10 protein-coding genes are annotated in these 14,247 nt (G+C 63.9%); all 10 read right to left on the bottom strand.

Annotated elements, in window-relative coordinates; all coding sequences use genetic code 11:
- Nucleotides 1-8 precede the first annotated feature (8 nt).
- Nucleotides 9-287, bottom strand: a complete 279-nt coding sequence (locus tag AC1M7R_RS10615; protein WP_072399298.1) for a hypothetical protein — start codon at nucleotides 285-287, stop codon at nucleotides 9-11.
- Nucleotides 288-289: 2 nt separating this feature from the next.
- Nucleotides 290-4,732, bottom strand: a complete 4,443-nt coding sequence (locus AC1M7R_RS10610; RefSeq protein ID WP_165888060.1) for an RHS repeat-associated core domain-containing protein — start codon at nucleotides 4,730-4,732, stop codon at nucleotides 290-292.
- Nucleotides 4,733-4,744: 12 nt separating this feature from the next.
- The gene (locus AC1M7R_RS10605) at nucleotides 4,745-5,179 is read right to left on the bottom strand and encodes a DcrB-related protein (RefSeq protein WP_072430979.1); all 435 of its coding nucleotides are present in this window, start codon (nucleotides 5,177-5,179) and stop codon (nucleotides 4,745-4,747) included.
- 18 nt (nucleotides 5,180-5,197) lie between these two features.
- Entirely contained in the window at nucleotides 5,198-7,129 is a 1,932-nt protein-coding gene (locus AC1M7R_RS10600) for a type VI secretion system Vgr family protein (protein WP_165888061.1), read from the bottom strand.
- 172 nt (nucleotides 7,130-7,301) lie between these two features.
- Nucleotides 7,302-9,980 (bottom strand): type VI secretion system ATPase TssH, encoded by a 2,679-nt coding sequence (gene tssH / locus AC1M7R_RS10595; RefSeq protein WP_072390847.1) that lies wholly within the window; start codon nucleotides 9,978-9,980, stop codon nucleotides 7,302-7,304.
- The gene (gene tssG, locus AC1M7R_RS10590; protein ID WP_072430978.1) at nucleotides 9,973-11,025 is read right to left on the bottom strand and encodes a type VI secretion system baseplate subunit TssG; all 1,053 of its coding nucleotides are present in this window, start codon (nucleotides 11,023-11,025) and stop codon (nucleotides 9,973-9,975) included. The genes tssH and tssG overlap by 8 nt, the downstream gene beginning before the upstream one ends.
- Nucleotides 10,989-12,848, bottom strand: a complete 1,860-nt coding sequence (gene tssF, locus AC1M7R_RS10585; RefSeq protein WP_092179934.1) for a type VI secretion system baseplate subunit TssF — start codon at nucleotides 12,846-12,848, stop codon at nucleotides 10,989-10,991. The genes tssG and tssF overlap by 37 nt, the downstream gene beginning before the upstream one ends.
- Nucleotides 12,845-13,357 carry a type VI secretion system baseplate subunit TssE gene (tssE, locus tag AC1M7R_RS10580; RefSeq protein ID WP_072390839.1) on the bottom strand — a complete coding sequence of 171 codons (513 nt, stop codon included), beginning with the start codon at nucleotides 13,355-13,357 and terminating at the stop codon, nucleotides 12,845-12,847. Before tssE ends, tssF begins: the two co-directional genes overlap by 4 nt.
- Entirely contained in the window at nucleotides 13,351-13,788 is a 438-nt protein-coding gene (locus AC1M7R_RS10575) for a hypothetical protein (protein ID WP_072390836.1), read from the bottom strand. Before AC1M7R_RS10575 ends, tssE begins: the two co-directional genes overlap by 7 nt.
- The gene (locus tag AC1M7R_RS10570) at nucleotides 13,788-14,237 is read right to left on the bottom strand and encodes a type VI secretion system amidase effector protein Tae4 (protein ID WP_072390833.1); all 450 of its coding nucleotides are present in this window, start codon (nucleotides 14,235-14,237) and stop codon (nucleotides 13,788-13,790) included. Before AC1M7R_RS10570 ends, AC1M7R_RS10575 begins: the two co-directional genes overlap by 1 nt.
- Between the last annotated feature and the right edge of the window lie 10 nt (nucleotides 14,238-14,247).

Raw genomic sequence — 14,247 nt, 5'->3', positions numbered from 1 at the left:
CTATGGGGTCAAGGCATGCTCATCAATGCCATTCTCAGGCGCCTGATCAGCTTCGGGCTCTTGAGGCAATCGGCCGGGCGTTTGTTACCCAAGGCCGGCACGACTTGTTCCATCCACCACAGGCCTTCCTTGAGCCCTCGTTTTCCATAGAGCACCACGGCCATGTCGAGGTTGTCGTCCATGGACTTGGCGAGCGTGCGGGCGTTGTCGTCGAGGTAGTCCTCTTCATACAGACGCACAAAAGTTTGCCAGTCGGCGTCGCCGACGTATTCGTCTTCCAGTCCCATTTCTAAAAGCCCGCGAAGGAAATCAGATTACTGCCGGTCGGGTTGCGCGCCGACGGCGCCAGGATCCCATCATAACCGTTGGCCTTGGCCCAGGCGCCGATCTGGTGGGTCTGGGTGTATTTGTTGCCAGTGATGCTTTTCAGCGACACGCCCAATTGCTTGCGCACATCGGCGCGGGTCAGGTCCAGGACGTTGTTGAGCTGAACTTTCTTGCTCACCAGGACCCGCGTGGACAGGTCCACGCCCCAGTGATTGACCTCGCCCATGGCGGTCTTGCGCGAGTTGGCGCCGTAGACGCCACCCAGGCCGGGGGCGGTATAACGGTGTCGGGCGGCGACGTTCCATTTATGCACCGTCCAGGTCGTGCTGATCCGCCCAGGCTCTTCAAAGCGATAAACCGTCCGGTTGACCTTGCGACCTTTCGGCGGGGTCGTGCACTTCATCAGCCCCAGGGGGTCGATCCAGCTCACCGGGTTTGGCGCGTATTGGTAGAGGTTCAATCCACCTGCCAGGCCGATGGGGTCCGGGGTGGTGAACCGGCCGATGTCCGGATCGTAAAAGCGCAGGGTGTTGTAATGCAGGCCGGTTTCCCGGTCCAGGTACTGGCCCTGGAACCGCAGGTTCTGCTCTTCGATGAAATACGGCTCGCGCAACTCTTCGGCGGTGTTGCCCCAGACCTGGTAATGGGCACGCCAAAGCGTGTGGCCGTCGGCTTCGGAAAGTTGTTCGGGCAGGCCGTTGAGATCGTTGTGGTAATAACGGACTTTCTGCTGCTCACCGATGCCATCGACCCTGGCCAGGGGCTCGTGGCTGTCGTCGGCATAAATGTAGAGGCTGGTCTGGCCGTTGCGGTGCTCCTGTAACAGTTGCAGCGCATCCCAGGTAAAGCGGGTCCGGCCGAGCACGTTGGCGTGACGGTCGTATTCGGCCTTTTCGATGCGTCGACCCAACGGGTCGTAGGTCATCTTCACGACCGAGCCGTTGTCGTTGTGGACCTCCAGCAAACGCTGCTCTGCGTCGTACTTGAAGCGCTGTACGCCGCGTCGGCTGCTGCGTTTTTCCACCATGCGGCCGAAACCGTCGTAGCGGTAGCGCTTGTCCTGATAGGTCAACAGGCGGTTATGGGTGACATGCCCGGTGCCCATCAGTCCGTCGAGCAGGTTGGCCGATGGATCGTAGGCGAAGCCTTCGCGCTGGCCCTTGAGGTTGTCCTGGCTGGCAAGGATCCGACCGGTGGCATCGTAATGCAGCAGTTGGCGATGAGGGGCTTCGGGCTGGTTGTCGAAGCGCTCCACCAGTTGATCGCTGCTGTCGTAGGCAAATAGCGACTGCGCTATTGGCGGCAGCAACGTCGACTGGCCCTGCTGCCGTCGCTGGCGAGCCCGCAGACGACCGCTGCGGTCGTATTCGCTGCGGGTGCTGAGGCGTCCCTGGGTGCGCAGTACTTCGCGGTGCAGACGGTCGCGTTCGAAGTCGCTGATGACCTGGCCATCAAGGTTGATCTGGTGCAGATGGCCGCTGCCATAGTGCAGGCGGTTCAGCCAGCGGCCATCGGGAAGCTGTGTCTGGGTGAGGTTGCCCAGTTCGTCATAGCGATGCTCGAGGCGTCCGGCCCAGCTCTGTTCAGCAATCAACTGCCCGAGGGCATCGTAGCTGAAGCCGACGCTCTGCTGGTCACCGGTCAGGCTGGTGAAGGTTACGGCAATGACCTGGTCGAGGGCGTCATAGCGATATTCGGTGCGCCCGTCGGCGGTGACCTTGGCAACCAGCCGTCCTACCGCGTCGCGCTCCAGTTCATGGACGATGGGCGCTTGTGGCGAGAGGTCCAGGTTGGTGCTGCCGGGAGCGGCGTGGGCTTGCACGCGAGTGACGTTGTCCAGTGCGTCGTAGGTGTAGTGCTTGAGGCTGCCGTCCAGGCTCTGCTGGGTGCTCAGCCGGTCGCCCGCATCCCAGGCGAACCGATAGCTTTCGCCGTTCTCGTTGGTCAGGGCCAGCAGGCGCCCGTAGTGGTCGTAGCTCAACTCCACCCGCCGGCCATGGGCGTCGGTGCGCAGGTGCAACTGGCCGCTTGGGGTGTGCTGGAAGCACGTGGTGTGCCCGGCGGCGTCGCTGTAGCCGATCAACTGACCGCTGGCATCGCGCTGATAGTGCTCGGTTCGCCCGTCGGGCAGTTGCTTGCTCAGCAATCGGCCCAGGTCGTCGTAGCTGAAACGGGTGCGTTCTCCCAGTGCATCGGTGCTGCCGAGCAACAGCCCACGCTCGTCGTAGCTCAGTCGCGTGGTGTAGCCGGAGCAGTCGGTGTGTTCGCTGAGTTGACCCAGCGGCGTCCAGCGCATCGTTTTGCTTTTACCGCTGGCGTCGATGATTTCGACGACCTGACCGTGGTTGTCGTAGCGGTAGCGGGTGACATGGCCCAGTGGGTCGGTTTCGCGGATACGGTTGCCACGCGCGTCATAGCGGTACTGCCAGGTGTTGCCCGCGGCATCGGTTTCAGCCAGGGGCAGGGCCCAGTGTTCGAGCCACAGCGTCGACTCGCTGCGCCCGAGCGGGTCGAGGGTCTGGCACAGATTGCCCGCTTCGTCATAGCTGAACCGATGCTGCCCGCCGTTGGGGTCGGTGGCCCCCAGCAACTGGCTTTCGTCGTTCCACTGGAAGGTCCAGGTGCGATCCAGTGCATCGGTGGCTTCGGTGATCCGGTAGCGCTCGTCCCAGCGCCGGGTACTGATGCGGTTCAAGCCGTCGGTGATGCGGGTGATGCCGCCGGCCAGATCATAGGTGAACGTGTAGGTATCGCCAGCGTCGGTCCAATGGCGCACCACGCGCCATTCCCGGTCTTCAAGCAGGGCCCATTCGTAGAAACAGCGCAGGCCGGTGGGCAGTTGGTGCTCCACCATGCGCCGCCCCGAGTCGTAGGCATAACGCCGTTTGACCTGGTTGTTGGAGTGGCGCACTTGCGCCAGATCCCCTTGGGCGTCGTAGCCGTAGTGCATCAGCACTTCGCGGCGCTGGTCGGGGTAGAGGCGTTCGATCCGACTGACGCGTTGTGGCCGGCGCTGGTCGTAGACCAGTTCGACCTGTACCTGATCGAAGCTGTCGCGCAGCCGCACCAGGCGCCCGGTTTCGTCGTAGTCGAGATGGATGCGGTTGTCGTTGCGGTCGCCCAGTTGATCGAGGCGCAGCTGCGCAGCATGGCCCGGTGTCGGTTCGAACAGGCGATACAGCCCATCCGCGCTTTCGATCAGCAGTTTTCCATCGGAGTGCCGCCGGACCGAGAGCCCTTCACCGGGGCTGAACACGGCGCCGCCCAGGGGGATCGAGCCCATGTCGATGCGGCGGCCCTGTTCGTCGGTGTAGACCAGGGTTTCGCCGCCCTCGGGATGGGGCAGGACCTCCACGCGTATTTCGTAGGCGACGCTCCAACCGGCGCCGAACAAACTGTCGCCCCGTTCGTCGCGGCTGTTATAGAAGCGCTGCCAGTCGATGGGCAGGATCCCGGGCAAGACGAAGTCCAGCTCCTCGACATCGCCCAGCACTTTTGCGCCGGTGGCGGCATGCACCGGGTTCGACGAGCCCATGGCCGCATTGGCCGCCGCGCCCATCGCACTACTGACGGCCATCGAGGCCGCGCCGCCTATCAACATGCACGGCAGGTTGCTCAGGAACTTGCCCTTGCCACCCTTGAGCATCAGCAACGCAGTCACCGCCAGGCCCACGCCCGGTGTCTTGCCGCTGCGGATCTCGCGCACCACCACCGAACCGCCGCCGATGGTCACATCCGGAGAGATCAGCCCGGACGACACCACCTTGGCATCGCAGGTGCTGCGGTCGCCGCTGCGCACGGCGGGCTGGCCGTTGATGGTGACCTTGTCCGAGCCTTCGGCCAGGAACTGCGGTGGCATCGGCGGGTGCTTGGTGCAGATGACCAGGTCTTCTGGCTTGGGCACGGCACCGGGAGCAGGCGTGGCGACGGTGGGGCGCCACATCTGCGAGAAGAAGCTCTCGGCCATGTCCAGGTAGCTGGGCTCGGCCTCGGGGGCCTCCAGTTCGGTGCCGGCCGGCGCGACATGGGACTCGATCGCTCCGGCGGCGCGGGCCGCGGGAATGTTGTTGGTGAGCGTGTCGGTGGAGCCGGTGAGGATGTTGGCCTGCACCGTGGGGGGAAAGAGGGCGTTGCCGATGCCCTCGCATAAATTGCTCAGGCCCTTGTCGGCTCCGGTCTTGCTCATGGCGATGCCGACGACGGCGCCGACCACGGCGCCCAGCAGGAAACAGCCCAGGCCGCCGGTGGCGACGGTGATCCCGGTGGCCGCCACCACGGCAGCGGTGGCCAGGGCGGTGATCGCGATATTCGCTGCCACCTCCAGCACGCCGCCGAGGATGTCGGCCATCATCGAGGTATGTTCCAGTGCATCGCCCAAGCGGGCCGCCCACAGTGCATCAGACATGCAAGCGACTCATCAGGCGGGAACGTCGAACAGCAGGGAGTTCTTGATGGTTGCCCAATGAGCGGCCTCGGCGTCGCCCAGCTTCTGGGCTTTCACATAGCTCAGGGCGAGCATTTTGCGGGTGCCGGGCAGCACCAGCGCCAACTGGTACTGGAAGACCTTTTCGTTGCCCTTGTTGAACTGGCTGCGCAGCTCGATGCCTTCGACTTCCTGATTGGCCCCCAGGCGCACGCTGGCACCTGGTTGGCAGCGCAGGTCCTGCACCTGTTTTTCCAGGCGCTTGAGCTGGTCGTCGAGGTTGCTTTGCAGGGTTTCGCCCTCGGCCAGCAGGCTGCGGCTGACGATCAGGGAAGTGCCCAGCTCGGGAAACTTGAGAATATTGATCGAGGCGTCCAGCAATTCGCTGGGCGGCAACTGGAACTGGAACTCATTGATGCGGTAGCTCATGGCGCGAAAAACTCGAGATTAGGCCTTGGGGAATGCAGCACTGATGTTGGCATCGATGCTCGCCTTGACGCCCTGGCCATCCGGCGTGGCACCGGGGCCGCCGCCGTTGTTCAGGTGCAGCACGCCGCCGGTGTTGAATTCGGCGTCGCCACTGGCATAGAAACTGATCTGCACGCCGGTCAGGTTGATCTGGCCGCTGGCGTTGAGCTCCAGGATGCTTTCACCGCATACCAGGCGCAGGTTCTCGCCCACTTCAATGACGTAGCTCTGGCTGATGCTGTCGGTCTTGCGCAGGCCGACGGACAAGATGTCCTCCTGCTTGACGATGCGCAGCCGGTTGTTGCCGATGGTCACCGTCTCGTCGTGGCCGATGCTCTTGTTGCGGTCGTGGCCCACTGAATGGCTTTCGTCCACCTCGACCACGATGTCCTGGTTGCGCTCGGCATGGATGTACAGCTGCTCGGCGCCCTTCTTGTCCTCCATGCGGATTTCATTGAAGTTCGCTGGCGTGCCGCCCTTGCTCGAACGGCTTTTCATGCCGCTCTGGGTAGCGTTCGCGGGCAGTTCGTAGGGCACGGTCTGTTCGGCGTTGTAGACGCGACCGGTGATGATCGGCCGGTCGGGGTCGCCTTCGAGGAAGCTGACGATCACTTCCTGGCCGATGCGCGGGATCTGCATCGAGCCCCAGTTCTTCCCGGCCCAGGATTGCGAGACGCGAATCCAGCACGAACTGTTTTCGTTGGATTGATCGTGACGGTCCCAGTAGAAGTGCACCTTCACCCGGCCGAACTGATCGGTCCAGATCTCTTCGCCCTTGGGGCCGACCACCAGGGCCGTCTGCGGTCCCTTGACGATGGGCCGGTGGGTAATGGGCAGCGGCCGATAGCTTTGCTGGGCCGCGATACAGGTCAGGCTGCTTTCGAACTGTGCCGAAGGCGCGCCACCACCGGTCTCCCCGCTTTCCTGGGAAATGTAATAGCGGGCGCCGACGATCAGGTATTCGCGGTTCTGGTCCTGGCGGGTAAAGCCGGTGAGGCTGAACAGGTGACCCGAACCCAGGCCACGGGCGTTGCCGGCCAGCTCGACCTGCTCGTGCAGGGTCTGCAAGGCTTCGATGCGGGTACGGGCATAGTGTTCGCCGTCTTCGCTCTGCACGTAGGTGCCGGGGTAATCGTACAGCGGATAGTCACCGGCGGCATGGGGGCGAGGCATGGCCGAGCGCACGTCGATGCGGGCGCTGGGGCGCTGGAAATCGTAGTCGTTGAGCTCCAGGGAGCCGGGCTGGACTTCCTGGGCCAGGTGCCAGTCGTGGATGTGGTCGCGCTCGCGCTGCTGCTCGTTCTTGGGGTAGTAGGGCACCGAGCCGTAGCCGGGTACCGTGGTGTGGGCGCCATAGGCGTCTGCCAGCACCAGCACATGCCGGCCCTGTTCATGGCGGAAGAAGTAATAGATCCCTTCCTGCTCCATCAGGCGGCTGACGAAATCGAAACTGGTCTCGCGATACTGCACGCAGTATTCCCACTCGCGATAAGGCCGGCTCAGGGCGTCCTCGAAATCCGAGAAACCCAGGTCGCGGAACACCTGCTTGATGATCTGCGGGATGGTCAGGTTCTGGAAGATCCGGCAATCGGAGGTCCGGGTCAGCAACCACAGCCAGGGCCGCAGCGTGGCCTGGTAACTGGCGAACTGGCCCTGGTCGACGTTCTGGCTGAAGCGGGCCACGATGCCGTGGAAATGCCGCTCGCCACCGCCGTCCAGCTGCATGCTCACGCACATGGGCTTGCCGAGCACCTGGTTGAGGTCGATGGCGTTGTCCAGCGAGTGCAACTGCAACTCATAGTTGAACAGCCGCCCCAGTTCTTCACCGCCGCCCATGTCCTTGAGCAGCAGCACCTCCGGCCCGAGGGGACTGGTGATTTTGGCCAGGCGTGAGGCTTGGTTCAATAACATCGGTTATCTCATCGTTGTAATGGCTGCGCCGCCGATTCCCTGAAGGGGCCGGATTCACTGTGGGAGCGAGCCTGCTCGCGATGGCGGTGTGTCAGTCAACATCGAGGTCGAATGTTATGCCGCTATCGCGAGCAAGGCTCTCTTGCACAGGGCTATCGGTGTACCTGCCAGGTCAGGCCGCGTCGCTGAAATCGTATCGCAGTTCGTTATCCTCGGCGCGGATCCGCACCCCGGCCAGGGCCTTGCCTTCGAGCATGCGGGTCAGGAATTCGCGGCTCATGTCCGGCAGCAGGCTGTTGGTCAGGATGGCGTCGATCATGCGTCCGCCGCTTTCGGTTTCGGTGCAACGGGAGACGATCAGGTCGATCACCGCGTCGTCGTAGTCGAACGCCACCTTATGGGTGTTTTCCACGCGCTTCTTGATGCGGTCCAGTTGCAGGCGGGTAATGGCCTTGAGCATCTCGTCGCTGAGGGGATAGTACGGAATCGTCACCAGGCGCCCCAGCAACGCCGGCGGGAAGATTTCCAGCAGAGGCTGGCGCAGGGCCTTGGCGATTTCCTCAGGCTCCGGCACGTCCTGCGGGTTCTTGCAGACATCCGCGATCAGCTCGGTGCCGGCGTTGGTCGTGAGCAGGATCAGGGTGTTCTTGAAGTCGATCACCCGGCCTTCGCCGTCTTCCATCACACCCTTGTCGAACACCTGGAAGAAAATCTCATGCACGTCCGGGTGAGCCTTTTCCACCTCGTCCAGCAGCACCACGCTGTAGGGCTTGCGCCGCACGGCTTCGGTCAGTACACCGCCTTCACCGTAGCCGACGTAGCCCGGTGGCGCGCCCTTGAGGGTGGACACGGTGTGGGCTTCCTGGAATTCGCTCATGTTGATGGTGATGACGTTCTGCTCGCCACCGTACATGGCCTCGGCCAGGGCCAGGGCGGTCTCGGTCTTGCCCACCCCGGAGGTGCCGGCGAGCATGAATACCCCGATCGGCTTGCTCGGGTTGTCGAGGCCGGCGCGGGAGGTCTGGATGCGCTTGGCGATCATCTGCAGGGCATGGTCCTGGCCGATGATGCGTTTTTTCAGGTGCTGGTCGAGGTTGAGCACGGTTTCCAGTTCGTTGCGGGCCATGCGGCCCACCGGGATACCGGTCCAGTCGGCGACCACCGAGGCCACGGCCTGGTAATCCACGGTCGGCAGGATCAGCGGGGTCTCGCCTTGCAGGGCGGTCAGGCGCTGTTGCAGGTCCACCAGTTTCTCGCGCAAATCGTGGCTGGCTTCGCTGCCGTCCTCGCTGTCCACTACGCCGACGCGCTCGCGAAGGGTGGCGCGGGTGGCGAGCAGTTCGTCCACCAGGGTTTTCTCTTCGGCCCAGCGGCTTTCCAGTTCGGCCAGGCGTTCGCGCTCGGCGCTTAGCAGGCTTTCGGTCTGGGTCTGACGGGTGCCGATGACCACGCCGATGGCATGCTCGCGAGCGATGATCTGCAGCTCGGTTTCCAGCGCTTCGATGCGCCGGCGGCTATCGTCCACTTCCGCCGGCACGGCGTGCAGGCTGATGGCGACGCGGGCGCAGGCGGTGTCCAGCAGGCTCACGGATTTGTCCGGCAACTGGCGCGCGGGAATGTAGCGGTGGGACAGCTTGACCGAGGCTTCCAGGGCTTCGTCGAGGATCTGCACCTGGTGGTGTTTTTCCATGGTCGAGGCCACGCCACGCATCATCAGCAGGGCCTTGTCTTCCGACGGCTCGGCCACTTGCACCACCTGGAAGCGACGGGTCAGGGCCGGGTCTTTTTCGATGTGCTTCTTGTACTCGGCCCAAGTGGTAGCGGCCACGGTGCGCAGGGTGCCACGGGCCAGGGCCGGCTTGAGCAGGTTGGCCGCGTCACCGGTGCCGGCGGCGCCACCGGCCCCCACCAGAGTGTGGGCTTCGTCGATGAACAGGATGATCGGCTTGGGGGACGCCTGGACGTCTTCGATGACCTGGCGCAAGCGCTGTTCGAACTCGCCCTTCATGCTCGCGCCTGCTTGCAGCAGGCCGACGTCGAGGCTGCGCAGCTCCACGTCCTTGAGGGACGGCGGTACGTCACCGGCGACAATGCGCAAGGCGAAGCCTTCCACCACGGCGGTCTTGCCCACGCCGGCTTCACCGGTGAGGATCGGGTTGTTCTGCCGACGTCGCATGAGGATGTCCACCAGCTGGCGGATCTCCTCGTCGCGCCCGACGATAGGGTCGAGCTTGCCGCTGCGGGCCTGTTCGGTGAGGTCGACGGTAAAACGCTTGAGGGCTTCCTGCTTGCCCATGGCGCTGGGGGCCATGGCGCCGCTGGCTTCGCCGGGCACGCTGCCGGCGTTGAAACCGTCGCTGGCGGTCAGGGCGTTTTCCGGTGAGTCGCCGATGTATTCGTCAAAACGCTCGCTCAAGGTTTCGACCTTGACCTTGTCGAATTCCGACGACAGCCCCAGCAGCGCATGGCGCAGGCTCGGGGTCTTGAGGATGCCGATCACCAGGTAGCCGGTGCGCACCTGGCTTTCGCCGAACATCAGGCTGCCGTAGACCCAGCCGCGTTCCACGGCTTCTTCCACATGGGAGGACAGGTCGGTGATGGAGGTCGAGCCTCGGGGCAGCCGGTCGAGGGCGTCGGTCAGGTCGCGGGCCAGGCGCGCCGGTTCGATGTTGAACTGGCGGATGATGCGATGCAGGTCCGAGTCCTGCAGCTGCAGCAACTGATGAAACCAGTGGGCCAGTTCCACGTAGGGGTTACCGCGCAACTTGCAGAACACGGTGGCGGCTTCGATGGCTTTGTAGGCCACGCTGTTGAGTTTGCCGAACAACGCGGCGCGACTGATTTCACCCATGCTCATGGCTCCTTGAGGTCTGTGAGGTGTTGGCCTGTTCGGCGTAATGCCGGGCCAGTATTAGATCGTTGGCATCGGTCTGCGGCCGTCCCAGCCAGGTATTGAAGCCCAGGCGGAAACGGCCGTTGAGTTGAAGCGGCGGGACTTCGGGCTGTTCAAGGACCAGGTTCAAATCCCAGTCCAGCTCATGACCCAGGTATTCGGCGACCCAGGCCACCAATTCGTTGAACGGTTGTCCGCCGGGCAGCATGCCCATGTAGTCGACGAGCTTGAGCGGCCCCAGGCGGATGCGGAATTTGTGCTGGCGATCCCACACATGGCGACCCAGGCAGAAGTCCACGCCCAATTGATGGGCGCTGACGCCCACGCGGCTGCGCTCCGGCAATTCCAGCCATTGGCCGACGTATTCTTCGATCTCCACCGGCAGGCCGAAGTACTCGCCGAGGATGGCCTTCAAACCGTCCGGGTAACGGGTCTGCGCCGCCAGGTGACCGCTGTAGTGCAGCTTCGCCGTATCGGGAATCAGCCCTTGTTCGAGCAGGCTTGGCATGCCCCGGCCGCTGAGGGCGGCCAGGCGCGCCGACCAGTAGTCATCGTCCGGGCGGTCGTGGCTGACGGTCGGCCGCGCCTCGGCCCAGGCCCGGTAGAACAGGCTGAGCAGGCGATGGTGAAACACGTCCAGGAAACGTTTGCTGGTGCTGTCGGCGTTGTTGCGCTGGCGTTCGCGCACGTATTCGGTGATGTGCAGCGGCATCGGGCCGTTGGGGCCACCGAGACCGAAGAAGAACTGCTCCAGGCGTGCCGGTGCCCCGTCGACACCGGGTTGCACCGAGGCCAGGGTCGCGGGCGCGAAGGTGCACTCGGCCTGTTGCCCCAGGCGCAGCGGGTCGTCGGCCAGGCGCAGGGAATGGCCCAGGCGCGGCAGGTCGGGGGATTCGCATTCGATACGCCGCAAGGCCTGGAAGAAGTCGTATTCCCAGGGCTCCTGGTGCATCGCATCCAGGGTACTCACAGGGTCGGACGTCGTCCGGGCTTGGCTTTCCATCGCATGATCTCGCCGCGTTCGGTGGTACGGATCACCGTCTCGGTAAAACTGTTGATCGACACGTAGCGTGCCAGGAAGCGCTCGAACACGGCGCCGAGCAGGAATACCCCGGTGCCGCGAAACGCGTTTTCATCGAATTCCAGCGTGATTTCCAGGCCTCGACCGAAGACGATCGGGCCGGGCATCGGCAGGCGTCGGGTGCAAGCCTTGCTGCTGACTTCCCGCAGGCCTTCGATCTGCAATTGCAACGCCGCATCGTTGCTGTCGCCGTACAGGCGCAGCAGTTCGCGCAGGGCGGCGGCGCCCTGGCCTTGCTCGCTGAGGGACAGGTAGTTCAACGACAACTGGCTGATCAGGCGCCAGGCCTTGGCGTCGTGGGCGTGGCTGGCGCGCGGGCGGCTCGGGCCGGCCACGCTGCGCACCGCGCCTACCGGCGCGCTGTCGGCGAGGGTGAAATCGGTCTTGCCATTGCCTACGCTCATGAACAGCGGCAGGTCGCGGTTGGTGCACAACGCGGTCACGCCCAGTTGGCGCAGGTCGTGGCGATAGGGCGCCTGATGGCTGTCCACCAGGCTGACGAAGGTTTCGCTGCCGACGTAGGTCGAGCGTGGGCCGTTGCGCCGCTGGTCGCTGGACAGCACCCGCGGCTCGCGGCGCACGGTGTAGTAGGCCTGGTCGCGGCCATAGCGGGACGGGTCGCGCACGGCATAGAACGGCAGGAACGGCTGCTCCGGCCCGGTTCCATGGCCGGCGAGGGACGTCAGTGAATGCACTTCGAAATCCATCGGCCGGGTACGGTCGGCGATGACGTGGTGTTCATTGACCCGTTCCGACAGGTGGATGCGATCCAGGCGCTTGGGAAACAGGTTGATCGCCGGGGTGCAGAACGGCAGGAACTGTGCGGCGCCGACGCTGCCTTCCAGGCTCGGGTCGTGACGGTCGAACAGCACGATCAATTCCAGTTCCTGGCCGTCGCAGCGTTTGACCGCCTGGCCCAGCTGGGTGAAGTCGACGAACAGGAACCGCTGGGGCAGGGCGAAGTATTCCTGCAACAGGCGATAGCCCTGGAAGGCCCGGGCAACCACCGGCAGCGCGGCATCCCTGTCATCGAAGCCGCGGGACTGCAGGGCGTCCTGGGGCAGGCGCTCGACCCAGTTGCCGCCGGGCTGGCGGGCGAATACCGCGCAGGCATTGCCCAGCAATTGTTCGTAGAGGCGGAACGGTTGCTCATCGGCACCGCTGAGGTACAGCGGCAGGTTGTCCAGGGCCAGGCTGTTGAACGGCAGTTCGGCGCCGGTGCGCAGGGTCAGGCGCAGGCCGGCCTTGGCCTTCGGCTCGCTGGCGGCCAGGCGCCCGAGCACGGTGGAGGGGTTGCCGAAATAGTCGGCCTGGCTGACCTGCAGCGGCCACAACGTCACCGCGTGGGCGGTGCGGTACTCGCAGCAGGTCTGGGTTTCGCGTCCCAGGGCCGCCCGCAGGACACTGTCCCGGGGCAGCTCGAAGCCGCTGCTCAATGAGCCCTCGTCCGGATCGGCCTGCATCTGCACCACGGTCATCGACGGCGTGGGTGCCAGGTAATGCGGGTAGGCGATTTCCAGCAGGTTATGGGTGAACGTCGGGTATTCGGCATCGAGCTTTAGCTGCACCCGCGCGGTCAGGTAGGCGAAGCCTTCCAGCAATCGCTCGACGTAAGGGTCGGCGCAGTCCATGCCGGACAACGTCAGCCGACTGGCGATCTTCGGGTATTCCTTGGCGAACTCCGCAGCGCTTTCGCGCACGTGGTGCAGTTCCTGGTTGTACAGCTCCAGCAGGCGCGGGTTCATGAGCGTCTCCGCTGGTCGGCGTTGACCACGCGTACGTGGCCGGTCTCAAGGTCCAGGTCGGTCTGCAGCATCAGGCGCAGCGGCACAGGCTGCGCCCAAAGGTCACCTTCGATCTCGAAACTCAAGGCGTTGTGGTTCATCTCCGCCGTCGCCCGGGCCCGCACACGCAGGGTGTGGCGCAGGATCCGCGGCTCGAAGGTGGCGATGGCCTGGTGAATCAAGGTTTCCAGGGCCGCGACATCGACATTCGATGCGCTGTTGCCGGCCAGGGCCGGCAGACCGAAATTCACCACCGATGTTCCAGCCGGCGTATGCAGCGTGGCATCGGCGTCGAGCAGGGAGGTGGTGTTGAGCAGCCACGCCAGGTCTCGCAGCACCGAGGCTTTCAGCTGGGTGAGCGACAGCACGCGCTTATCGGCGCTTTCCTTGGGATTGGTCGGGTCGTCGTCGGTCAACCGATCCAGCAGGGACGGTTGCAGGCGATCGCGGGTAGCGATTTCGGTTACCACGTAAAGGGCGCCACGTACATTTTCTGGTCCCAGTGGCCCGGCCCGCAGGAGGCGAACTGGCTCACTTGCGAGACTTCCATCGTTCCCTTGATCTGGCGCACCGCCTGGAGTTTGGTCAGACAATCGCGGCTGGGGGCTGGCATATGCTCGCTGCGTTCAACGGAGAAGATCGGAACTTGATTGAACATCTCCACGCGCAACTGCTTATCGGAACCCAGGCTGAACTGGCAAGGCCATTCCATATCGAGTGTCAGGCGGCTCTGGTCAGGTTTGACAAGTGTGCAGCGACCTTGATCATTGACCAGACTTATCGGCTGTCCGACGAAAACCGCCTGGGTCGGCGCAGCAACAGCGGCTGTGTCCTGCCCGGCGCATGCACTCAGGCTGACGAAGCTTGCCGTCAGCGCCGAAAGGAACATTGGGCTGCGCATCAGGTAAGCTCCCAGAACCAGACGGCCTTGGACCTCGAGAACAAGTCTCCACTCTTGGTCAGGCCACGGTTCCACAGGTCAATGTGGTCGCCGGTAGGTCGACCGGCCGTATCGCTGCTTTGCTGGTAGCAATCCTTGAAGAAAATGATGCCGGTCTTGCCCATCAGCGTTGTACGGTCAGCCACGCTATTGGTGTAGATCTTGGGTGGGCCGAGCTGGCTTTTTTTCCATAACCAGTTCGCTAATGACTCCGCGCCACGGGCGTGCCCATGCGCGCATCGAGGGTCGAGGGTATAAGTCGAGGAGTTGACGGGTAACGTCCGTTCGCCACACAAGGCGATACTCATGCGAATGGCGCACTGATTGATCCAGGGGCCGTCGCAGGCCGGCGTCGCCGACGGGTAGGGCGGATAGCTGTTCCACAAATTGATAAACGAAGGCTTGGCCATGACTCAGATA

Source organism: Pseudomonas sp. MS01C9, assembly GCF_058202755.1.
The sequence above is the reverse complement of the archived record's forward strand: the minus strand, read 5'-3'. Positions and strand labels throughout refer to the sequence as shown.

Excerpts from the sequence above, each read along its gene's own strand:
- AC1M7R_RS10570 (WP_072390833.1), bottom strand. The coding sequence starts at position 14,237 with ATGGCCAAGCCTTCGTTTATCAATTTGTGGAACAGCTATCCGCCCTAC.
- AC1M7R_RS10605 (WP_072430979.1), bottom strand. The coding sequence starts at position 5,179 with ATGAGCTACCGCATCAATGAGTTCCAGTTCCAGTTGCCGCCCAGCGAA.
- tssG (WP_072430978.1), bottom strand. The coding sequence starts at position 11,025 with ATGGAAAGCCAAGCCCGGACGACGTCCGACCCTGTGAGTACCCTGGAT.
- AC1M7R_RS10615 (WP_072399298.1), bottom strand. The coding sequence starts at position 287 with ATGGGACTGGAAGACGAATACGTCGGCGACGCCGACTGGCAAACTTTT.
- AC1M7R_RS10610 (WP_165888060.1), bottom strand. The coding sequence starts at position 4,732 with ATGTCTGATGCACTGTGGGCGGCCCGCTTGGGCGATGCACTGGAACAT.
- tssF (WP_092179934.1), bottom strand. The coding sequence starts at position 12,848 with ATGAACCCGCGCCTGCTGGAGCTGTACAACCAGGAACTGCACCACGTG.
- AC1M7R_RS10600 (WP_165888061.1), bottom strand. The coding sequence starts at position 7,129 with ATGTTATTGAACCAAGCCTCACGCCTGGCCAAAATCACCAGTCCCCTC.
- AC1M7R_RS10575 (WP_072390836.1), bottom strand. The coding sequence starts at position 13,788 with ATGCGCAGCCCAATGTTCCTTTCGGCGCTGACGGCAAGCTTCGTCAGC.
- tssH (WP_072390847.1), bottom strand. The coding sequence starts at position 9,980 with ATGGGTGAAATCAGTCGCGCCGCGTTGTTCGGCAAACTCAACAGCGTG.